The organism is Mariprofundus ferrooxydans PV-1, assembly GCF_000153765.1.
GTDB classification, from domain to species: Bacteria; Pseudomonadota; Zetaproteobacteria; order Mariprofundales; family Mariprofundaceae; genus Mariprofundus; species Mariprofundus ferrooxydans.
Map to the genome: position 1 here is coordinate 851,951 of NZ_DS022294.1, position 23,063 is coordinate 875,013.

Genomic DNA, 23,063 nt, shown 5'->3' on the forward strand with positions numbered 1-23,063 from the left:
ATCACACACCATGAACACGAAATCCCAACGCGTCACAGCGGCTGTTATGGTCACCGATCATGCCCATCGGATTATTCGGGTGAACCCTGCTTTCACCACGTTAACCGGCTACTCCGCAGAGCGCATCACTGGCTCTCTTGCCTCCGAGCTCTACCTCCTGCCGGAGGGCATGGAGCGAGAGGTGCTGAAAAAAGAGGCTGTCTGGTCGGGCAATGTCAGCATTAAAAAAGAGAATGGCGAAATCCTGCAAGGGCTACAGACGACTGTTTCGACAACGGTTGAGGATGGAGGGCTTGCCCGCTATATCCACATCATCAAACCGGCCGATGCAGCAACTCAGGAGGGCAGCTACGACCAGAATACGAACCTGCCTGATCGCAATATGTTCCAGCACATTCTGGCGCAGGAACAGGAGAATGCGAAACGCAAACATTTCCAGTTGGGCGTACTCTATATCGATATTGACCACTTCAAGGTAATCAATGACTCGTTCGGCTATCTCAAGGGCAACCTGCTGTTAGGTCAGGTTGCGGAGCGGTTCAAGGCACTACTGCGCGGTAACGATCTTATCGCCAGCCTCGGCGGCAACCGGTTTGTCGTACTGCTGACCGGCCTTGCTCACCCGGAAGATGCCACGATTGTCACACTCAAGCTGATGCAGGCTCTGGAGAGCGGCTTTTGCATCGATAACCATGAGGTGGTCATGACGATCAGTACCGGCATCGCCATCTTTCCCGGTGATGGTGATGACAGTGAAGCACTGCTGCAAAGTGCGGAGCAGTCAATGTACAGCGTCAAGGCCGATGGCGGCAACAACTACCAGTTTTTCAAGGCCTCAACGCAGAGTTCGGCCATCAACCGCTTGAACATGGAAAGCGAGATGAGAAAGGCCATTGAGCGGGGAGAGTTCGTACTCCACTACCAGCCGCAGATTAACGCCACCAGCGGACATGTGGTTGGTATGGAGGCATTGATCCGCTGGCAGCATCCGGAGCGGGGCATGATTCCTCCATACCACTTTATTTCGGTTGCTGAGGAGACCGGCATGATCGTGCCTATTGGCGAATGGGTTATGTATGAAGCCTGCCGCCAGAACAAGGCATGGCATGATGCGGGTCTTGCTGAGCTCAAGGTGGCGGTGAATCTGTCGGCACGACAGTTCTCGGACAGAAAACTGCTCGATAAGGTACGGCATGCGTTGAAGCAGAGCGGTTTGAATCCCGCATTTCTGGAGCTGGAGATCACTGAGTCTGTGATCATGAAAGATATAGAAGCCACCATCGCATTGCTGGAAGAAATTGCATCGATGGGGCTGTCGCTAGCTATCGACGACTTCGGCACCGGCTACTCATCACTGAACTACCTGAAACGATTCCCTATCGACAAACTGAAGATCGACAAATCTTTTATTGATGATGTCATCAGTAGTGAAGACGACGGCAAAATTGTCGAGGCGATTATTGGCCTGTCGCACAATCTGAAGCTGAATGTGATCTGCGAAGGGGTTGAGGACGCCGAGCAGTTCGCCTGGCTGCAGGAGCGCCAGTGCAACGAGATTCAGGGTTACTATTTCAGCAAGCCATTGCCAGCCGATGAATTCGAGGCGTTCGTGCGCAGCAGAAACGCCATTTTCTAGCAAGCTTCCCGTCACACAACGGGCGGCGGAGCCGCCCGCAACCGCTATCCCTTCATCTCAATAGCTGTGGAACACGCTGGCGCTGCCATCCTTGTCGAAGGCCAGCACGTCATAACCCTGCGGTTTCTGACCAACCGGCTGCATGCCCGGCGACTTCATCGGCATGCCCGGTGCACTCAGCCCGGCAACATCAGGCCGCTCCCTGAGCAGGCGGGTTACATCCTCGGCCGGCACATGGCCTTCAATGATATAACCGTCGACAATAGCGGTATGGCAGGAGGCCATCTTCTCCGGAACTCCGTATTGCACTTTGATGATGTTCATATCATCACGTTTGTTTTCGATGACGTTGAAACCGGCCCGACGCAGGTGTTCGGCCCAACCTGTGCAGCATTCGCAGCTTGGGGACTTGTACATCACAATTTCAGGCGCTGCATCTGAGCTGGTGGTTTCGATTTTAGCTGTATCCGGCGCCATTTGTGCCGTACGGCTACCGGCTGTTGTCGTGCTGTTATCACAAGCAACGAGCAGCACTCCGACCAGCAATATCACCGCTGTGGCGCTACAGTTCCCGCCTCTGTTTTTCATCATCTCTTCTCCTGTTTTCTGTGGATTTATCATCTCTTGTTAAAACGCTATCGTCCGCCTGCCGGAAGAGCCGGCATTTACTCTGCTGCCACCCTGTTGGCCTGTTTTTCCCTGTACTGCAGCAGCAGACCGTAAATCACCGGCAACACAATCAAACTGAGCAGTGTCGTCGTCACCATGCCGCCAATCATCGGTGCTGCAATACGCTGCATCACATCGGACCCTGTGCCGCTGCCCAACATGATCGGGATCAGCCCTGCGATGACCGCAGTAGCGGTCATCGCAATCGGCCGCACACGCCTGGCGACACCGCTCTGTACTGCGGCACGCATGGCGTCGGGTGAAAGCATACCGCCAGCCGCCTCACGTCGACGTGCCACCTCCTGATCAATAAAGGTCAGTACCAGCACGCCTATCTCGGCTGCTACGCCGGCCAGCGCAATAAATCCGACAGCTACCGCCACACTCAGGTTGTAACCCAGCCACCAGACCAGCCAGAAGCCGCCAATCAGGGCAAACGGCACAGATAACAGGACCACTACCGGCGCCATCAGGTTGCCAAAGTTGAAATAGAGCAGCAGGAAAATCAGCAAAAGAGTCGCGGGAATCACGATACGCATTTTGGCTGCTGCCCGCTGCATGTACTCAAACTGACCGGACCACTCCAGGGTATAACCGGCCGGTATCTTCACCTGATCAGCAATCACCTGTTTCGCACGAGCCACATAACCGCCGATATCGCTGGAGTTGATATCCACATAGATCCAGGCATTGGGACGCGCGTTTTCGCTCTTGATCACCGGCGGCCCGCGCTGCGTGCTGATCTCGGCAACCGCAATCAGCGGAACCTGTGCACCGGTCGGCGTCGGAATAAGCACCCGTTTCAGTGCTTCCGGGTCACTGCGGTAGTCCCTGGGATATCTCAGGTTGACCGGATAACGCTCCAGCCCCTCAACGGTCTGGGTGACATTCATGCCACCAATGGCCGACTGGATCACATCCTCAATATCACCCACTGTCAGACCGTAGCGTGCCGCCTTGTCCCGCTCAATGTTGATATCCAGATAATAGCCGCCAGCTGCGCGATCACTGAACGCGGAGGTCGTTTCCGGCACTGCTTTAACCGCCCGCTCAATCGACTCACCCACCTGCTGCAATACATTCAGGTCAGGACCGGACACCTTGATACCGATCGGCGTCTTGATACCGGTGGAAAGCATATCGATTCGCGTCTTGATCGGATAGGTCCAGGCATTGGCCAGCCCCGGAAACCGGATGGCCGCATCCATCTCTTTCATCAGTTGCTGCGTGGTTTTTTGCGGATTCGGCCAGTCACCCTTCGGCTTGAGTCGGATAATCGTTTCCACCATGGCCAGTGGCGCGGCATCGGTCGCCGTATCGGCGCGCCCGGCCTTGCCGAACACCGATTGCACCTCCGGGAAAGTCTTGAGTATTTTATCGGTTTGCTGCACCAGCTCTCTGGCCTTGGTAATCGAGATGCCCGGAAAGGTCGTCGGCATATAGAGGATATCCCCTTCATCCAACGGCGGCATAAACTCCGAGCCGATTCGGGAGAGAGGAACCGCCATCGAAAACAGCAGGACAACAGCAATCAGCACCGTCAGCCAGCGATGTTTCAGCGCAGCAGCCAGCACAGGCCCGTGCGCCCACTGCAGGGCACGGTTAACCGGGTTTTTCGCTTCCGGCAGCACGCGGCCTCTGATAAACCAGCCCATCAGCAGCGGCACCAGTGTAATGGCCAGCAGCGCCGATCCCAGCATCGCATAGGTTGCTGTGAAGGCCAGCGGTTTGAACATCCGCCCCTCCTGCGCTTCCAGCGTGAAGATCGCCATATAGGAGACGGTGATGATCAACAGTGAGAAGAACAGCGCCGGCCCCACCTCTCTGGAGGCACGCCCCACTGCCGCCCAACGTTCAGGTATAGTAAGGGAGGAGGCTTTGCTTCGTTCGGAGCGTTCCAGATGCTTATGCGCATTCTCGATCAGCACAATCGCGCCATCCACCATCGCACCCAGCGTAATCGCTATACCGCCGAGACTCATGATATTGGCTGCCAGCCCCTGCCACTGCATCAATATAAAGGCCATCAACACACCCAGTGGCAGCGTAATAATAGCCACAAGCGCCGAGCGCGCATGCATCAGAAACAGCATGCAGACCAGCGAAATAACAAGGAACTCCTCAACGAGCTTGTCTTTGAGATTTGCCACAGCTCGCTCAATCAGATCCCCGCGATCGTAGGTTGGTACGATCTCGACACCTGCCGGCAGGCCGGCTTTCAATTCCTGCAGTTTTTTGCGTACCGCTTTAATGGTGGTCAGGGCGTTTTCCCCGTAACGCATAATGATCACGCCGCCTGCGACCTCACCTTCGCCGTTGAGTTCAGCCAGCCCCCGACGTAATTCAGGCCCCAGATGTACATGCGCCACGTCGCGCAGCAAAATCGGAGTTCCATGCGCATCCACGCCGACAGGTATGCTCTCCAAATCTGCAATACCCTTGAGGTATCCCTTGCCCCGCACCATATATTCGGTTTCGCCCATTTCGATCAGACTACCGCCGACATCATTGTTACTGCGCTTGATCGCGTGCTTTACCTTCTCCAGCGAGATACCGTACTCGGCCAGAGCATTGGGATCGACCTCAACCTGATACTGCTTCACAAAACCGCCGATGGAGGCGACTTCGGATACACCGTGCACCGTTTGCAGCGCATAACGCATATACCAGTCCTGAATGGAGCGCAGCTCTGCCAGATCATGTTTGCCTGACCTGTCGACCAGCGCATATTCGTAGATCCAGCCTACGCCTGTGGCATCCGGCCCCAGCGTTGGCGTCACACCTGCCGGCAGACGCCCGGCAACATAGTTCAGATATTCCAGCACGCGCGAACGTGCCCAGTACATATCCGTACCATCCTCAAAGATGACATAGACAACGGAGAATCCGAAAAAAGAGTAACCGCGTACTACCTTGGAGTGCGGCACGGCCAACATGGCCGTGGTCAGCGGATAAGTAACCTGATCCTCAACCACCTGCGGTGCCTGACCGGCATATTTGGTGAAGACAATCACCTGCACATCTGACAGATCGGGAATGGCATCAAGTGCGATATTTTTCACGGCAAATGCACCGGCAGCGATAATCAGGCCGGTAAATATCAGCACGATCAGCTTGTTGCGCAGACTCGCATCAATAATTTTTGCGATCATGACTGACTCCGCAGGCTGGCGGGAAAGCGCGAGGCGCATGGATGACTCTTCACGCCTTACTCCCGATCCATCTTCATGTTCATACCCGGCATCCCTTGCCCGGCTTTCTCCACCTGTGTCCGGTTGGTTGCACTACCGGGAGATATCATCTTGGCGGCAGCTTCGCGAATGGAGGATTCGGAGTCGATCAGGAACTGGCCGCTGGATACCACCATCTCTCCGGCCTTCACGCCTTCGAGTACCTCAATCTGACCATCGGCACTGATGCCTGTTTTGACCGTGCGCGGCTCGAAATGACCAGGTTTACTCCGGACAAACAGATGCGCACTCTTGCCGGTAATCAGCACGGCCTCTTTCGGCACATAGATACCCGGTCTGGTGGTCGTCGAGGCAATCGTCACATCGCCGAACATGTCCGGTTTGAGCAAACCGGAGCTGTTATCAAACTCGATACGCACCTTGTTCGTCCGTGTTTTGGGGTCAAGATAGGGGTATATATAGGTAATCTTTCCGGTAAACATGTGCCCCGGCAGTGATGCAACTCTGAGGCTGGCATGATCGCCTGTCTTGACCCAGCCGATTTCATACTCATACAGATCGGCCAGCACCCAGACCCGTGACAGATCGGCAATCTGGTAGAGCTCGGAATCGGGTGTGACATGTGCACCTTCGCGTACACCGATCCTGGTCACTACACCTGCTGCAGGTGCATGAATGTGCATGTTTTTCAGCACCTTGTGCGTGCGCTGCAGAGCCCGAATCTGGTGCTCCGGCACATCGAAAAAGCGCAGCCGATCCAGCGATGAGTCGAGCAGGCGTCTTGCGCCTTCACGGATGTCCTTATACTGGCTGGTTTTCAGTTGCTCCCAGTTGCCCAGAGCCAGCAGATACTCCTCCTGTGTTGCCACCAGTTCCGGTGCGTAAAAGGAGAGTAACATTGTGTTCTGCTTGACGCTTTCGCCGGTTTTATCAACAAACAGCTTGTCCACCCAGCCAGCCACTTTCGGATGCAGGGTCATCAGGCGCGTCTCATCAAAGGTCACCCGACCAACCGTTGTAATCTCACGCGATAAATTTCGCTGCACCGCCTGCGTTATCCGCACGCCGATATTCTGGGTGACAGTCGGATCAATGGTTACCGTGCCGGCCGGGCCGTTATCACCAGCCTTATCTGCGCATACCGGAATATAATCCATGCCCATGCCATCTTTAGCCGGAACGGGACTCGTGACAGAGGGATTCATCGGGTTTCGCCACATCACTGCTTGCGCCCCTCCGGCGCAGGGACCACTCTCTGCCGTCTTTGCAGCAGCGGCATGCTGCCCGGCACCGTGTTGTGCAACGGATATATAGTATCCGGCTGCTACTCCCGCGATCAATATAACGATCATCCAGCCAATATTGTTAACCTTCATATGCTGCTCCAATAGATCCTTGCCTGTTTTGCGTCACGTTGGATGTAGTCATTGCAAATGCTCCTTCCCGGCCGCCGCAGCCAGCCTTGCTTCAGCCTGATGGGCCAAAGAGACCTGCTGCCAATACTGGATATCGGTATTAAATTCACTGAGCTGGGCCCGGACGAGATTGAGAAAATCGACTTTGTTAACCTGATAGCCGGCCAGCATCGACGCTGTGGTCTGGCGTGCTTGCGGCAGAATTCCCTGCTCAAACAGGCTCAGCCTGCTTCTGGCAATACGCAGATCCGCTGCGGCACTATCGATCTGCGCATCGACCTGATTGACTGCATCCAGCCATGAGAATTCCGCACGCGCTTTTTCCGCCATGCGCTGGTCTACAGCCCTGTCCTGCTTGCTGTCTGTATATAACGGCAGCGTCATGCTCAGCATCAGAGATGCCAGATCCGCCCGGGTTTGACGAGTTGCCGGATTAGTGCCGGAGCGAATGCCATAGACTGCGCCCATCTTGAAATCCGGGTAATAATCTTTTTGAGCCAGCGCAACCATGCTGTCGGCGGCCAGGGTTTTATCATGCATCGCCAGCAGCATCGGCCGGTGCTCTCTGGCCCAACGCTTCAGAGCAGTGGTGTCGGTCTCGGCAAACGTGCCGCGCGCCGTATCGGCTAACACGATATCATCTGATGCGGCACGTCCCATCAGGGCATTGAGCTCTGCCCGCTCACTATTTTGTGCTGCCCCAAGCTTCAGCTCCTGCTCAAGCAGCTTGGATAACTCCAGTTGTGCCAGCAGCACGTCCTGCTGCAGCCCTTTGCCTGTTTTGTATTTGGTTTCTGCAATGCGAACCAGGTTACGCAGCAGAGACTGATTCTGGCGCGTGATTGAGAGTGCCTTGTTAAGATAGGCCAGATTCCACCAGTGGATACGGGTATTGCGCAACAGTACCAGTCTGAATTCCTGTTGATTGTTGAGGGCTGGGGCAGCCATATGCTCGGCTGCCGCAGCCTTTTAGCTCCAGCTTCCGGGAAAGGGAATGGCCTGCGTTACACCCAACTGTAACTGGGTCATAGCTTCCTGTGTGGTCGAAAACGTATCCACCGGCAGGTTCATCACATTCAATGACAGCGTGGGATCAGGCAGGCTGCCCGCCTGTGATGGTATTGCTGCCATGGCCTCTGCATTTTTGGTAACAGCAGCCATAGCCGGATTGTGCTGCAGCGCCAGTGCTTCAGCCCGGGTCAACGTTAATTCATCCGCCCATAGCCAGTTTGGTGTTGCCACGCTGATAAGCGCAGCCAATGCCAGCAGATGCCGGACTTTATTCGGGACATGCATACAGGCACGCCTCCTGCCTGTCCGCATCATGTATAGATCGCGGACAAATGATTCGCGTTCGTCGCAAACGACGAACGCACCCCCGACTCACAAGAGTGGTGGTATCAGCAGAAGGGCTGTTTTAAATACGGATGCGTTGGCTGGTGGTATATAGAAGGGTGGATGAGCGTGGCGGCCCGGTGGGTATTCGGGAAGATAACTGCTCCGTGACATGGCCCCATACCCTGGCTTCCGGTGCACTGATGCTGCCGGGCAACAAGACAGCGACGTGTACCAGAGAAGAAAAGGATCCGTTCGACATCTCATCCGGATGATCACAGTGAAAGCAGCCATGCCCTGAGGCCTGATGCCCGGATGGGGTATTCGCACAATGACTAGCGGCATAGCTCACGTGTGCATCATGCTTCATGGCGGAGGCCGGCATGGCGTGCGCCTGAGCGCTGAGCATGCAGACGCTGGTGACGATTATTTGCATCGCAAACAACCCCGCCATCAGGCGGGAGAGGCCACGGAAATGCAGTTTATGCCTTAACATACAACGAACGTTACGGTGAAAAATTTGAAAGTACAATGAAACCGACAAGGTCTCATCCGACAGATCGGGAGCGATGGAGCAGTTCGCTTAGGCAGCTGCTAGAAAATGAAGTGGGTGATTAACCCGGTGATAAGGCCTGTAATGAGAGAGACAACAGCCAGTCCCGCCAACCACTCCAGCCCCCAGGCAAAGATCACCCAGGAAGTAATCATACCTGATATAAACACAGTCTTGTTAATCAGCGAACCGTCATACCAGGGAATATTCAGATCAGGGAAAAGAAGTGCGGTGCCATGGAACCAAATACGGTAGTCAAAAAAATTGCCGCAAACAGGTAGGCACCCATGCGTTCAATCCACTCCTTGTTACGCTCACGATCGGCATACAGGAATACAACTACTGCAAATACAATGAAAAAGCTCATCCACGCTATCGAAACATATTCAGACCCTTGCAAGTGAACCTCCTTCGTCGTGAAAACCTGAAGCTTCAATGTTTTGGGCCGGCATAGCAATGTGAAACATTTGGAAAGCGCTTGAAAATCAGGGCCGGGCTTGGGCGGGAGCGCTGAGTTTTAAGTCAGCGCTCCCTTAATTATGCAAGCCTCAGCAAGGCATGTTTAACTGAGATGTCCGTATGAGTGCAGGCCGGAGAGATACATATTCACGCCAAGGAAGCAGAATACAGTGACCAGGAATCCTGCAACAGCCCACCATGCCAGTGCCTTACCATGCCAGCCATGTGATACGCGTGCATGCAGATAGGAGCCATAAATCAGCCAGACAATCAGTGCCCAGGTCTCTTTTGGATCCCAGGACCAGTAACCGCCCCATGCTTCAGCTGCCCATGCCGCACCGAGAATCGTGGCCAGTGTAAAGGCCGGAAAGCCGATCGCCACGGCTTTATAAGCCAGCTGATCCAGTTGATCCAGCGACGGGAAAATAGCCAGCATTTTCGATGTTCCGCCCTTGGATTCCAGGCGGTAACGAAACAGATAGGCCATACCGGCTCCGCATGCCACGGCAAATGAGCCGTAACCCACAAAGTTCATCGGGACGTGAATCTTCATCCAGTAGGACTGCAGGGCCGGCACCAACGGTTTAATATCGGCCTGTCCGACAGAATCCAGCCATACGCCGAAAAATACACCTGCGGAAACCAGAGTCATGACAAAGGCACCCATCGCCTTGGCCTGATAACGTTTCTCCAGTGCCAGATAGATCGCTGCAGTAATACAGAAGAGCAGAATAAACACTTCATACAGGTTGGATACCGGTGCATGGCCGATGTCCAGATCAAACAGATAGGACTCATGCCAGCGCAACAGCAGTGCAGAACCGCCGAGATATACGCCCGCATAGGCCGACCAGGTTGCAACCCGACCGATAAACGAATCCGGAGCAAACAGATAGGCAATATAGGATACGGCCGAGAATATGAAGACCACATTCATGGCCATAATCACGCGACCGGCAAACAGGTTGCTCTGATTATCATAAGAAATCTGCGATTGTGCCGGTTCAAACAGGGCCCAGATAGCGGCGAGCACGACCATCAGCACAAAGCCATCCAGCCATGGTACGAAATTGCGCGCCGACTTGGCATCCAGCAGGGATGGCTTGAGTGTGGATGCCACTACCGCAAGTCCACAACCGGCCAGTGCACCGGTACCGCCCCACATCAGTCCCTTCATACTCAAAATCTGATACAGAAAGGCATTCTCTTCATAAGCCCCCGCACCAAACTTTGCCATAGCGGCAATGCCGACCATAGCGCCAAGATAGGCAGCGAAGCGCAGGAATGCCCCGCGCCCCCGGTTCAGTGCGACAAAGAAGCCGGATTCAGCAGTGGTTGCCGTCATAATTGTTCCTCCATAGTAATTCAGCTTGATAAGCCGGCGAAATCATCGCCCAACTTTGTGAACAAATCATGAAAATCCTTATTGAAAACAAGGTGATTGCGATTAACCATGCCAGCCAGAGTGACTGTCATGCCGCCGTCCTTGGGTTGAACAATCAACCATAATTTACGGTGTGGCATGTAAAACATAATGCATAAACCGAAGACCAGCAGCGCACTGCCAATCCACACCACGTTCATACCCGGATCCCGCGCCAGCTGCAGCCCTGTGTAGTAATGCTGCGTAAAGTCACTCAGTACGGGCAGGATCGGCCAGGGCAGTTGCGGCAGCATATTCACAGCCTGCAACGTACGCATAGCCATTTCCTGAAACCCTTTTGGTCGCTCTCCCTCACCGAATACGTCATTCATGGCAGCTCTGAATGCTTCCAGATTCGCCTGTTTTGACTGCTTGCCTGACAGGGCGGACAGATGCTTCATGAAAGCATGGAACAGCTTCCACTCCACCGGATGGGTCAGATCCAGACCGAGAGCAACCGGCTTGTAATCGGCATCATCTCCGGTCAGTGAAATCATCATAAATGAGCCATGATTGACACCGTTCAGATCGACAAAAGGATTCATAAACGACTTGATCTTGACCGGCTTCAGCCCCGGACCGCGCATTTCGTATTCAACTGCAGGGCCCAGATCCTGAAACTTCTTGGCCTGACCGGGGTCGGCCAGATTTTCGACATTATACGGCTTGAAGTCGGTAATTTTCAGAACTATACCGGTATCTTTATCAGTCCAGCTCTTGTAAACCTGAGTAGATGCCGTGGTGATAGCCTCCGAGCCGTCCATGTGAAACAGCTTGAGAACGATATCCGAACCGCCATCGCCAAAGCTTGCCTGATAAATACGCACGCCTTTATAATAGAGAGGCTCATTCACGATAATATCAGAGGTCAGCACTTCCTTGCCGCCATCAATAATTGTTAAATTACTACGGAACTCCTTGGGAGCACCTGTCGGGTAGAAATCAATAAAGAAGCTGTTGCAGCGAACCATAAACGGCATGGTCTTGTGACCCGTCTGGGTACCCTGCAAAAAGGAGATTTCATTATCCGCCGAACCTTCCGGCACCGCCATATTGCCGCGGAAACCAAAATGCGCCCCCATCCAGCCGCCGACGAGAATGACCAGAATGGCAGAGTGAACAAGGATATAACCCCATTTATTCCAACGCCCTTTGTCGGCACGGATGCTATGGCGATCACCCTCTTCAGCAGTGCGGAACTCCCAACCCTGCAGTCGCTTCTGAAATGCAGCCTGAATAGCGGCAACATCGGATACTCCATCGAGTTGCCAGCGGTTGCTATACTGAAAATGTTTGAGCGCCTTGTCTGTTACCGTGGCTTTGCGGGAGCGCATATCCTTGAGCATTTTGGGCACATTGCGCCACAAACAGGCGGATAGAGAGAGCATCAGGAAACCAAGAATGGTCAAAAACCACCATGTATGGTACATATCGAACAGGCCCAGGCTGCGGAACACCCAGTACCATAACGGCCCGAATTGCTGCAGATAATCTGCCTGGCCCTGATTCTGCAACAGCACGGTGCCGATGACCGAGGCAATGGCCAGTACGACCAGCAGAATAATGGCCAGAGACATGGAACCCAGCCGTTGCCAGATATATTTAAAGAAGGAAGGGAATGATTGCATGCGCGGCATGTTAGCCATAAAAGCTTCTGGCGTCATCGGCGAATAACGGTGGAATGATTACGCCTTATTCTGATTATGGATGATGCTTTTCCGGCCGGAGGCAGGCCAATGATGCGGCCATCCAGATAGTGATGGAAACGCATCTGCAGGTTTCTGTCGGGCCGAAGGTGCGCTCCACCGCGTCGATTCAGACTACTCGATGCCAGCAAGCCGCCGCAGGCATGGGCCAGCTGCCGTGCCTGCAAAGAGCTGTCTACACGCACCGCAACCAACCCTTTGCGGTAACAACAGGCCGGCAGACCGGGGCGACCGGGAAACACGAGCGTGACAGGACCGGGCCATGCCGCATGCATTTGCCTGCGCAACTCGGGTGAAAAATAGCGTGCGATGCGTGCCGCTGTTGCCTTCTGGTCAGCCAGCAGCAGAAAGGGGCCACGGCGTTGCTTGAAGCGGATCAGGCGATCTGTCGACTGCTGATTCAACGTGGCCGCCGCAATGCCGGGCAGTGTACCGGTGTGATGTGCGATCACTCCACCGGCAAGCAAAACCCGTGCGCCACGCAGGGCAGCCAGTTTAAGAGAGGTCGTTGAGGGGCGCCTGTCTGTCGGAGAAAGACAGGCGCCCGATGATGGATCAGACCTGTTCAGCGAGGATAGCCTCTGCCTGCGTCCGACGATCGGCCAACAGCCTCTCCGTCAGGGCGGCATCTGTCTGGGCCAGCATCTGTACTGCCAGCAGACCTGCATTTTTCGCGGCATTGATACCAACGGTCGCCACCGGCATGCCGGGCGGCATCATCACCGTCGAATGCAATGCGTCCTCTCCCTGCAAGGGACCGGAAGCAATAGGCACTCCGATGACCGGCCTTACGGTCTTGGAGCAGACCACGCCGGCCAGATGCGCTGCCATGCCGGCTCCGCAGATAAACACCTGACAGCCTGCAGCTTCGGCATCCTTGACCGACTGCATGGTCGCTTCCGGCGTACGATGTGCCGAGCGAACCAGCGTTTTATAGGTTACGCCGAACTCGTCCAGCACCGCTTCGGCTTTCTGCATAATCGGCATATCGGACTTACTGCCCATCAATATCAACACTTTCAAAGATTCCATTCGTTACTCCACTCTTTTCAACACGGGTGGTATGAGATTGCGAAGGGCGGCTTTAGCCGCCCCGCCGCCATCAAATTCCGCGGGTTTAATCCCGGCTTTCTTCCCGGGCGACCGCACGATAGCCGATATCCCGACGATAAAAACCACCCGGCCAGTCCAGTTTTTCCAGCGCCGTATAGACAACCCGTTGCGCCTGGGAAACACTCTGAGCTACTGCTGTTACGCCCAGCACCCGACCGCCGCTATTGACGATCATGCCATCTTTCTCAGCCGTGCCTGCATGGAAAACGAGCGCGCCGGCTGCCTCCATGTCATCCAGCCCGCCAATTACCTGTCCCTTGTCGAAGTTACCCGGATAACCGTCGGAGGTAACGACGACACATAACGCCGTGCCGGCTTCCCACTCCAACTGTACGCCATCCAGTCGTCTTTCGGCAGCTGCCAGCAATACCTCACCAAGATCGGATTTCAGCCGGCTCATCAGCGGCTGACACTCCGGATCACCGAAGCGAACGTTGAACTCCAGTGTTTTAACACCGTCATCGGTCAACATGACGCCTGCATACAGGGTGCCGATAAATTCGGCTCCTTTCTTTTTCAGCGCTGCAATGATGGGGCGGGCAATGGTTTCCAGCACTTCATCGGCCACTTCATCGGTCACGCAGGGGGCCGGAGAATAAGCGCCCATGCCGCCGGTATTCGGGCCCTTATCGCCATCAAGCAGCGCCTTGTGGTCCTGAGATGAGGCCAGCGGCAGAATCGTATCGCCGGAGACAATGAACAGGCACGATGCCTCTTCACCGACCAGACACTCTTCGATAATCACCTGGGAGCCGGCATCGCCGAATGAGTTGCCGGCAAGCATGTCGCGGGCGGCATCAATAGCCTCTTTTTCCGTCCGGGCGACAATCACGCCTTTGCCGGCGGCCAGGCCCGATGCCTTGATGACAATCGGCGCACCCCAACTGCGAATGGTATCCACCGCCTCATTGACATCGACATGCACCTCAAAGCGAGCCGTAGGCACGCCCGCCTCGTACATCAACCGTTTGGAAAATGATTTACTGCCTTCCAGATTGGCCGCCGCCTTGTCCGGTCCGAAAACGGCAAAGCCTTCATCGCGCAGCCGGTTTCCGAGCCCTGCGACCAGCGGCACTTCCGGCCCGATCACTACCAGGTCCGGTTTTTCATCTGCGGCCAGCTTCATCAAGCCGTCGATATCCTCTACACTGATATCCACACAGCGCGCATCGCGTTTGATGCCGGGGTTGCCCGGCGCGCAAACCACTTCGTTGACCGAGGGTGAACGTTTCAGCTTCCAGCACAATGCATGCTCACGACCGCCGCCGCCGATAACCAGAACTTTCATGTATACCTCTATTCACCAGCAGCCATGACAGGCAAGCTGATTCTTCATCTGATGGCCAAGGCTAGGAGTTTGCCCGGCTTAGGCAAGCCGCAGGTGTCTGATCGGGTGAATACCCCACAAGCCGACCCGCCCTGGATCGCAATAACCTTATGAGAGCTCACCCTGCTTTTCCTCAGCCAGCAGAGCACTGGCTTTGGCAACACTGTCGGCTATTGAGCGCTGCAGGTAGATATTATCCCGCTTGAGGATATCCGCCCGTTTCAGCTTGACCTTCACATCGGCCTCCATGCCACAGAAAACAAGCGAAATCCCTTTACCGGCAAGGTTATTGATAATCGACTGCATCGCCACCATGGCCGTCATATCAATCATAGGCACATCGCTCATATCGATAATCACCACTTTGATCTCTTTACGAATGCTAAGCAGCGTTTTCAGCGCATTCTGAGCCGCACCAAAAAACATCGGACCGTTAATATCGTAAATCATGATGGCATCAGGCACTTCTATATCGCCGTGTCTGGAAGCCGGATTGATCAGCTTCACGCCGGTCAGCTCGGTCATGCGCTTGATAAACAGGAAACCAGCCAGTCCCATGCCGGCGGCAACAGCCACCTCCATATCAAGCAGCACGGTCAGCGAAAAGCAGGTAATCAGCACCAGTATATCATGGCGGGGCGCAACCCTGAGCATGTTCACGAAATGTTTGGCCTCACTCATATTCCATGCCACCACCATCAGCAGTGCGGCCATCGAAGCCATGGGAATCAGGCCGAGCAGCGGCGCCAGCGACAGCATGGCCAATAGCATGAACATCGCATGCACAACCGAAGAGAGCGGCGTGGTAGCGCCACTACGCACATTGGTGGCCGTGCGGGCAATCGCCGCAGTGGCCGGGATACCGCCAAAGAAGGGCACGATCAGGTTGCCGATTCCCTGCCCGATCAGCTCCCGGTTGGGATCGGTACGGGTGCCGGCCATACTGTCGGAGACGACAGCACAGAGCAGCGACTCAATCGCGCCCAGCAGGGCGATGGCGATGGCCGCACCGAACAGGTTGGCGAGCAGATGCAGCGACAGACCGATGGGATTTCCATCTGCATCGGGCTGCAGCCAGGGCCAGAGAAATTGCGGTGCCAGTGGCGGAATACCGTTGCCACTGACTTCAACTCCGCCGGGAGCGGATTCTGTGATCAGTGAAAAACTGTAATGAAACTCGGAGGCAAGAGTACTCACCGAAAAGCCGTCAACAAACGTCCCGCCCAGCCATGCCAGCAGCGTACCGACAACCAGTGCGGCCAGATGCGAAGGGATGCGTGTCCCCAGTTTTTGCCAGTTCAACAATATGATCAGCGTGATCAGCGCGATACTGACTTCCGGCAGCTGTATGGTGGGCAGCGCGTGCAGGATGCCCTGCACTTTGTCGATATAGGTGTTGCCCGTCTTTGCGACAGTAAGGCCGAGAAAATCACCGATCTGGGTGGTGGCAATGACCACTGCGATGCCGGAGGTAAAGCCCACGGTGACCGGATAAGGTACCAGCTCGATCAACGTACCAAGACGCAGCACTCCCATGACAATCAGGATCATGCCGGCCATCAGCCCGCTGATTAACAGCCCGCCAAGCCCGAACTGTTGTACGATAGGCAGCAGAATCACAACAAAAGCGGCCGTGGGGCCGGAGATGTTTACACGACTGCTACCGGAGAGGGCGATGACGATGCCAGCAATGATGGCCGTATAGAGCCCGTGCTGCGGAGGCACGCCGCTGGCAATGGCCAGCGCCATGGACAAGGGCAGGGCAACGATACCGACCGTCAGCCCGGCCAGTATATTCTGCCTCAGTGTTGCCGCTGCAAACAACGCGTTGATCATGCCGACACCTTACCCGACATACGGGCGACTTTCATGGGTGAATCTTACCCTGTTATGCATACCTGTACGCGCCTGCGCAGCAGTGATTAATGGCGGAAGTGACGGATGCCGGTGAAGATCATGGCGATATCCTGCTCATCGGCAGCAGCAATCACCTCATCATCGCGAATAGAGCCACCCGGCTGAATCACCGCTGTGGCGCCGGCCTGGGCCAGCGCATCCACACCGTCACGGAACGGAAAGAAGGCATCGGATGCCACGGCCGACCCCTTGATGGAATCGCCGCCATGGTGGGCTGCAATGCGCGTGGAGTTCACCCGGTTCATCTGGCCTGCACCGACACCCAGCGTCGTGCCGTTTTTGGCAAAGACGATAGCATTGGATTTGACATGTTTGGCGACCGACCAGGCAAACAGCATATCATTCCACTCGGCTTCGGTCGGTGCCCGCTTTGTGACCACGGTGCAGGCAGCACGATCAAGAATGTGGGCATCGCGCTGCTGCACCAGCAGGCCGCCGTTGACGCGCTTGAATTCAAGGCCACCGGAAACCGGTGCGGCGGATGGCGCCAGCATCAGGCGCAGATTTTTGCGCTCGGCCAGCACTTTACGTGCGGCATCGGTAAAGCCGGGTGCAATCACCACTTCCATAAAAGTTTCGGCGATCAGTGCTGCGGTGTCCGCTTCCAGCGGACGATTGAACGCGGCAATGCCGCCGAATGCCGAAACGGCATCTGCTGCGCGCGCACGCTCGTAAATCTCGGCCTGTGAGCCGGCACCCATCGCCACACCACAAGGGTTGGCATGCTTGACAATCACCACTGCTTCATCACCCAGATCACGTACCAGCGCAAACGCAGCATCGGCATCGGCAATATTATTGTAGGAAATAGCCTTGCCCTGCAGTACCGGGCAGTCGGCCATGGAGAGGCCATCATCTTCCGGGTCGGCATAGAAGGCGCCGGCCTGATGAGGATTCTCGCCATAACGCAACTCATCTGCGGTCTTGATGAACTGGCGGGTAAAGACATCCGGAAAATCACGCTTGCTGCCATCAGTATTGAGCGCCGAGAAGTGATTGGCGATAGCGCCATCATAGGCGGCGGTGTGAGCAAACGCCTTGACGGCCAGTGCCCGGCGGCGGGACTCATCGAGTGTATCCTCATCCATCGCAGTCAGCACAGAAGCATAGTCGGCCGGATCCACAACGATGGTGACAAAACGATGATTTTTGGCCGAAGCGCGCACCATGCAGGGGCCACCGATATCAATATTTTCAATGGCGTCATCAATCGTACAGCCCTCTTTGGCTACCGCTTCGCGAAACGGATAGAGGTTCACGCAGACCAGATCGATCTGCTCGATACCGTGTTCACGCATCGATGCCAGATCACCCTCATTATCGCGGCGGGCGAGAATGCCGCCGTGCACTTTCGGGTTCAGGGTTTTGACGCGTCCGTCCATCATTTCCGGAAAGCCGGTATAATCGGAGACATCACGGCAGGCGATGTTTTCATCGCGCAACAGCTTGGCAGTACCGCCGGTGGAAAGGATATCGACACCGCGATCAGCCAAAGCGCGGGCGAAGTCGGCCACACCTGTTTTGTCTGATACGCTGATCAATGCGCGCTTGATGGAAGCCATAATGGACGCTCCGGATATAAAGATGGATTTGGAAGGCGTGGCAAGCTACGCATTGCTCGTGTCCACGCAACTGCGCATAGCAAACCGGCTATGAATGCTGGATGCATCATCAACCTCCGACTAACCTCACGACATGGTAAATCCCGAACTGTAAATCCACCATTACCTGTCCGGAGTGCGGGCACAGAGGCAGTGCGAAATCATGCCGACCGACGCCTGCCGGTAGTTCTACGAATGCAGCGCCTGTCACAGCATGCTCAAGCCAAAGCCCGGGGATTGTTGCGTATTCTGCTCCTGGGGCGATCTGCCCTGTCCGCCGGTCCGGCAGGACGATCGCTGCTGCCATTAAGTACCCGTACGATAACAGCTGATGCATTTCTGCTGACAGGCTTCTAGATTGACGCCATGAACAGACCCCTTACCAGTAGTGATTTTGCCGCATGGTTTGCCGTCGGATGCAAGCCGCGAAACGAGTGGCGCATCGGCACAGAGCACGAGAAAATCGGTTTCTGCATGGATACATTCCGCCCCATTCCCTATGACGGAGAACGCAGCATACGCGCTGTTCTCGAACGCTTGGCGGGTGGCGAATGGGAAATCGTCAATGAGAACGGACAGCCCATTGCCCTGAAAAACGGCATGGCGTCGGTCACACTCGAACCCGGCGGCCAACTGGAATTGTCCGGCGCGCCGCTGGATTCCATTCACGCGACCTGCCTGGAAACGACAGGCCACTTAAAGGCACTCAAAACCATCTCGGCAGAGTTGCGTATCGGCTTCCTCGGCATGGGTTTTCAGCCCCGTTGGGGCAGGGATGATATTCCATGGATGCCGAAAGAGCGCTATGCAGTAATGCGTCGTTATATGCCCCGTGTTGGCAATGGCGGACTGGATATGATGTTACGCACGGCCACGGTACAGGCCAACCTGGATTTCTCCAGCGAAGCGGATATGGCCAGAAAGATGCGTATTTCGCTCTGCCTGCAACCGCTGGTTACCGCCCTGTTTGCCGCCAGTCCGTTCGAGGCCGGCAAACCAACCGACTACCTCTCCCGGCGCGGCGCCTGCTGGCTGGATACCGACCCGGCTCGCACCGGCATTCCCGCCTGCGCCTTTGAAGATGGTTTCGGTTTTCAGGCTTATACCGAATGGGCGCTGGATGCGCCGATGTATTTTGTCGTGCGGGATGGCCACTATATTGATTGTGCCGGCAACAGCTTCCGTGATTTCATGCACGGGCGCCTGCCACAAATGGCCGGGCAGTATCCCACCATGGATGACTGGGAGCTGCATATCTCCACCCTGTTCCCCGACGTCCGACTTAAACAATATCTGGAAATGCGCGGCGCTGATGCCGGCCCATGGCCATGGATATGTGCATTACCCGCCCTGTGGAAGGGATTGCTCTATGATGCCGAAGCCGAGCAGGCCGCCTGGGATATGATCCGTGACTGGACTCATGCCGAAGTGACTGCACTGCGTCAGGCCGTTCCGGCCACAGCCATGCGCACGCCATTCCGGGACGGCGATCTCCTGCCACTGTGTGAGCAGATGGTTGATATTTCACGGGCCGGGCTGGAGAGGCTCAACATCTGCAATGATGCGGGCGAGAATGAGGCACGCTTTCTGACACCGTTAATGTATGCGGTTGTATCCGGCCAGACCCAGGCCGATCGCTGGCTGGCCGCATGGCACAATGAGTGGCATGGCGATATATCCCGCGTCTTCGCCGATGCCATGCATCCGTAGGGTATAATTTCCCCTTTATATTTTTACAGGTATTGGGAATAGTTGCCAAATCTCGTGATATAACGGTGAAATACGCGCATAAAGGATCGGCAATGACACAGGCATCTTCTGCAGCACATCCGATTCTGATTCTTGGCGGCGGTCACGGCGGCACTGCTTTTCTGGAACTCTTGCGGGATGAAACACTGGTTCAGGTCATCGGCGTTTCCGACCCGGATCCGGCCGCCCCTGCCTTAGCTACGGCAAAAGCACTGAACATCCCGGTCTATAACAACGCCGAAGCGGCCCTGCGCGCCTGCCAGCCATGCACTGCTTTTAATCTGACCGGAGATGAGTCTGTTTCGGAGCTGGCTGCAAGCATCATTGGCCCATGCAGTATCGTTGGCGGCTCCGAAACCCACCTGATCTGGAAAATCATCAGTCAGTTAAGAGATGCACAGGATGAGCTGCAAAGCAATCGGCTGTTAACCGAATCTATCGTCACTCATGCCATGGAAGGCATCATCCTGATTAACACCCTCGGGGTCATCAAGGCATTCAACCCGGCAGCCGAACGCATATTCGGCTACAGACTCGAGGAAGTGATCGAAAAAAATATCAGCATGCTCATGCCCGAGCCGCATCGATCAGAGCATGACAACTACCTGCAACGGTACATGCAGACCAAAGAGGCCCATGTTATCGGCATTGAAAGAGAACTGATTGCCAGACACAAAAGTGGCGAACCGATCCACATCTCACTCTCGGTCAATGAAATGACATCCGGAAACGAGCACTACTTTGTCGGCATTGTTGCCGATATCTCCGAGAGAAAACGCAATGAAGCGGCGATCCTCAAGCTCGCCCATTTCGATGCCAACACAGGTCTGCCGAACAGAACGCTCTTTTTTGACCGATTTACACATGCGCTTGCACAGGCAAAACGTTACGACCAGCAGGTTGCCATTCTGTTTCTGGATCTGGATGGCTTCAAGGCGGTCAATGACACGCTTGGCCACGTCGCCGGCGACACGCTATTGCAGGAGGTGGCTGCCAGGTTGGTCAAAGCCATCCGTGAAGTGGATACGGTCGCCCGTTTCGGCGGCGATGAATTCGCCTTTATTCTGTACGATGTGACCACGGATCAGCATATGACTCAGGTTGTTGCTGACCGGATTCTGGCAGGGCTCGCCACCCCCTTTATCATTGATGGCATACCATGCCATATCGGCGGAAGCATCGGCATCTCCCTGTTCCCGGAAAACGCAACGGATATGGATGCACTGATCCATCAGGCCGATACAGCCATGTATGCGGCGAAAAATAGCGGCAAAAACCGCTACCTCTTCTATGAACCGGATATGGTGCCGGAGTAACCAACCCGGTTATTACAGCCTTGCCTCTGATGTAGTGATTTGTATGCAGGCGGGGTAGGGCGTCAGCCACACCTTCAGATAAACCCCTTGTGCCGGTAGCGCTCCAGCATCGTTGCATTGCCGCTCAGGCCTCCGCTGTGCACATAGAGGATAGTGCCATCGATCCTGTCGATCTGCTCAAGCAGCACATGCCACATCGCCGCACCATAGATCAGGTCGAATTCGATGCCTGCCTCCTTCAGCTCACGCCACATATCAAGAAACTCCGGGTACGGTCTGGCAAAGTTATGTTTCCTGCCGCTCTCAAGTATGCGCAAGTTGCGGGGCATGGCTCCCAACCTCTCCATCTGGGCGGAGAGGTAGCCTCTATCGCCCACCACAGGCGTTGTCAGCACCATGAGTTCGGGCAATGCGCAGGCAAGGTAGTATGCCGTGGTTCCCGTACCGGAAGGTGTGACGATGTAGAGACTGCTTATCCGACGGCTCCGGCGCCACGCATCAATTTCCCGTGCCAGCATATCGATGCCAAATCGGGCCATCGGATCTGCGCCCCCCTGGGGAACCAGCAACATGGCTGGATCAGACTGTGACCTGAGCTTCTCGATCGCCGCCTGATATGCGGCCGGTGCGACTTCATGCAACTGCATACCCAGTTCAAGCGCCATACGCAAGTTACCTGAGGGGCTCGCTTTCAGATGCGCCGGGACGGTTTTGGCCGTGTAATCAAACAGCCATCCCTTTTGCCTGCATAAGGCGGCGATAGAGAGCATGGCATTCGATTGCGTACCGCCGTAGGAGATCAGGCGGCGGTAACGTGTGGCGGGGGTATCAATCAGACTATACAGCTTGCGGTATTTGTTGCCGGAGAGCAGCGGGTCAATCAGGTCATCGCGCTTGATATAGAAATCGCGACCCTGGACGACAAGGCGGTCAACGCCGGAGGTGATGGGCATTATCGGGTCAGGCGTGCAATCATGGCCTGATGTTGCGGAAAGCGGCGAGTCAGTTCATCACGACTTGGCATGTCAAAGTCGGCGAACTCAAAGCCAGGGGCGACAGTACAACCCACCAGCGCGTATGCGCCCTCCTCTACACTGGCTGCAAACCAGTCGCCTGCGTTGACCACATGCTGAAAGGATTCACCCTGTTGCGGCCTGCGACCCAGCTTCTGTTGCCTGTAGTTGCCGACAGGATCAATGACATGCACACACAACCCTTCGCCATCATAAAAGTGCCATAACTCATCCTGTTTGATGCGGTGAAAAGCGGAGAATGAGCCGCTTTCGAGCAGGAAGTAGATACTGGTGCAAAAGGAGCGCTCACCATCAAAGCGCTCCGGCAGCCCGGCCGCTGCAATCCTTTCTGTCGAGCGATACACCTCTTTGTACCACCCCCCTTCAGGGTGTTGCTCCAGAGCCAGATGCTCAATCCACCTTGTTGCTTCACTCATATACTTCTCTCCACAAGGCTGCATTTGCAACCACTGTTATAACAGAGTGCGCCGGGACATGGGCACCCTCCCCGAACCGACACTGCGGCAAGCGTACACCAGCCTGTCGGACTGGCAAATTCCGCCAAGCCATGCTATGTTAGCTTCATGCGTCAGCCCTCGGGCGTAGTGACGGATGATGAGCAGACACTGCACCGAACCTG

The 23,063-nt window shown here is 55.4% G+C and carries 19 protein-coding genes and 1 pseudogene; 4 read left to right on the plus strand and 16 right to left on the minus strand.

The features are described from left to right. Positions 1–10: 10 nt before the first annotated feature. The gene (locus tag SPV1_RS03995; RefSeq protein ID WP_040881458.1) at positions 11–1,636 is read left to right on the plus strand and encodes a putative bifunctional diguanylate cyclase/phosphodiesterase; all 1,626 of its coding nucleotides are present in this window, start codon (positions 11–13) and stop codon (positions 1,634–1,636) included. Positions 1,637–1,693: 57 nt separating this feature from the next. Here the strand turns inward: SPV1_RS03995 and SPV1_RS04000 are convergent, their stop codons facing one another. The 14 genes from SPV1_RS04000 to purH form a co-directional block, all read right to left on the minus strand. Further along, positions 1,694–2,227, minus strand: coding sequence for a DUF411 domain-containing protein (locus SPV1_RS04000; protein ID WP_152909309.1), 534 nt, complete (start codon positions 2,225–2,227; stop codon positions 1,694–1,696). A 74-nt stretch (positions 2,228–2,301) separates the two neighbouring features. Then, positions 2,302–5,457: an efflux RND transporter permease subunit gene (locus tag SPV1_RS04005; protein ID WP_009849829.1), complete on the minus strand. Its 3,156-nt coding sequence runs from the start codon at positions 5,455–5,457 to the stop codon at positions 2,302–2,304. A gap of 56 nt (positions 5,458–5,513) precedes the next feature. Next, positions 5,514–6,872, minus strand: coding sequence for an efflux RND transporter periplasmic adaptor subunit (locus SPV1_RS04010; RefSeq protein WP_009849830.1), 1,359 nt, complete (start codon positions 6,870–6,872; stop codon positions 5,514–5,516). Between the two features lie 48 nt (positions 6,873–6,920). Next, the gene (locus tag SPV1_RS04015; RefSeq protein WP_009849831.1) at positions 6,921–7,859 is read right to left on the minus strand and encodes a TolC family protein; all 939 of its coding nucleotides are present in this window, start codon (positions 7,857–7,859) and stop codon (positions 6,921–6,923) included. Positions 7,860–7,880: 21 nt separating this feature from the next. Beyond that, entirely contained in the window at positions 7,881–8,207 is a 327-nt protein-coding gene (locus tag SPV1_RS14615) for an outer membrane efflux protein (protein ID WP_009849832.1), read from the minus strand. A gap of 121 nt (positions 8,208–8,328) precedes the next feature. Beyond that, a complete protein-coding gene (locus SPV1_RS14475) occupies positions 8,329–8,742 on the minus strand; it encodes a hypothetical protein (RefSeq protein WP_196795099.1) in 414 nt (137 codons plus the stop codon). Positions 8,743–9,007: 265 nt separating this feature from the next. After that, the gene (locus SPV1_RS14280) at positions 9,008–9,199 is read right to left on the minus strand and encodes a hypothetical protein (RefSeq protein WP_155806624.1); all 192 of its coding nucleotides are present in this window, start codon (positions 9,197–9,199) and stop codon (positions 9,008–9,010) included. 162 nt (positions 9,200–9,361) lie between these two features. Continuing rightward, positions 9,362–10,603 carry a c-type cytochrome biogenesis protein CcsB gene (gene ccsB / locus SPV1_RS04030; RefSeq protein WP_009849837.1) on the minus strand — a complete coding sequence of 414 codons (1,242 nt, stop codon included), beginning with the start codon at positions 10,601–10,603 and terminating at the stop codon, positions 9,362–9,364. A 20-nt stretch (positions 10,604–10,623) separates the two neighbouring features. Beyond that, a complete protein-coding gene (locus SPV1_RS04035) occupies positions 10,624–12,345 on the minus strand; it encodes a cytochrome c biogenesis protein ResB (RefSeq protein ID WP_009849838.1) in 1,722 nt (573 codons plus the stop codon). Continuing rightward, complete coding sequence (locus SPV1_RS04040) at positions 12,342–12,839, minus strand: L-threonylcarbamoyladenylate synthase (RefSeq protein WP_231288275.1); 498 nt, start codon at positions 12,837–12,839, stop codon at positions 12,342–12,344. Before SPV1_RS04040 ends, SPV1_RS04035 begins: the two co-directional genes overlap by 4 nt. Before the next feature lie 103 nt (positions 12,840–12,942). After that, a complete protein-coding gene (gene purE / locus SPV1_RS04045) occupies positions 12,943–13,419 on the minus strand; it encodes a 5-(carboxyamino)imidazole ribonucleotide mutase (protein WP_009849840.1) in 477 nt (158 codons plus the stop codon). A gap of 85 nt (positions 13,420–13,504) precedes the next feature. After that, complete coding sequence (gene purD, locus SPV1_RS04050; protein WP_009849841.1) at positions 13,505–14,788, minus strand: phosphoribosylamine--glycine ligase; 1,284 nt, start codon at positions 14,786–14,788, stop codon at positions 13,505–13,507. Positions 14,789–14,935: 147 nt separating this feature from the next. Continuing rightward, positions 14,936–16,663 (minus strand): C4-dicarboxylic acid transporter DauA, encoded by a 1,728-nt coding sequence (dauA, locus tag SPV1_RS04055; RefSeq protein ID WP_009849843.1) that lies wholly within the window; start codon positions 16,661–16,663, stop codon positions 14,936–14,938. Between the two features lie 86 nt (positions 16,664–16,749). Then, positions 16,750–18,306, minus strand: coding sequence for a bifunctional phosphoribosylaminoimidazolecarboxamide formyltransferase/IMP cyclohydrolase (gene purH, locus SPV1_RS04060; RefSeq protein ID WP_009849844.1), 1,557 nt, complete (start codon positions 18,304–18,306; stop codon positions 16,750–16,752). A gap of 140 nt (positions 18,307–18,446) precedes the next feature. Here purH and SPV1_RS14795 point away from each other — a divergent pair. From SPV1_RS14795 to SPV1_RS04075, 3 genes and pseudogenes are all read left to right on the plus strand, one after another. Then, positions 18,447–18,655, plus strand: a pseudogene (locus SPV1_RS14795) (GDCCVxC domain-containing (seleno)protein). A gap of 56 nt (positions 18,656–18,711) precedes the next feature. Beyond that, positions 18,712–20,055, plus strand: a complete 1,344-nt coding sequence (locus SPV1_RS04070) for a glutamate--cysteine ligase (RefSeq protein WP_009849847.1) — start codon at positions 18,712–18,714, stop codon at positions 20,053–20,055. Positions 20,056–20,147: 92 nt separating this feature from the next. Next, on the plus strand, positions 20,148–21,410 hold the full coding sequence (locus SPV1_RS04075; RefSeq protein WP_009849848.1) for a diguanylate cyclase domain-containing protein: 1,263 nt from the start codon (positions 20,148–20,150) through the stop codon (positions 21,408–21,410). 74 nt (positions 21,411–21,484) lie between these two features. Here the strand turns inward: SPV1_RS04075 and SPV1_RS04080 are convergent, their stop codons facing one another. Next, the gene (locus SPV1_RS04080; RefSeq protein WP_009849849.1) at positions 21,485–22,363 is read right to left on the minus strand and encodes a pyridoxal-phosphate dependent enzyme; all 879 of its coding nucleotides are present in this window, start codon (positions 22,361–22,363) and stop codon (positions 21,485–21,487) included. Continuing rightward, positions 22,363–22,860 carry a cupin domain-containing protein gene (locus tag SPV1_RS04085; protein ID WP_009849850.1) on the minus strand — a complete coding sequence of 166 codons (498 nt, stop codon included), beginning with the start codon at positions 22,858–22,860 and terminating at the stop codon, positions 22,363–22,365. Before SPV1_RS04085 ends, SPV1_RS04080 begins: the two co-directional genes overlap by 1 nt. Positions 22,861–23,063 lie beyond the last annotated feature (203 nt).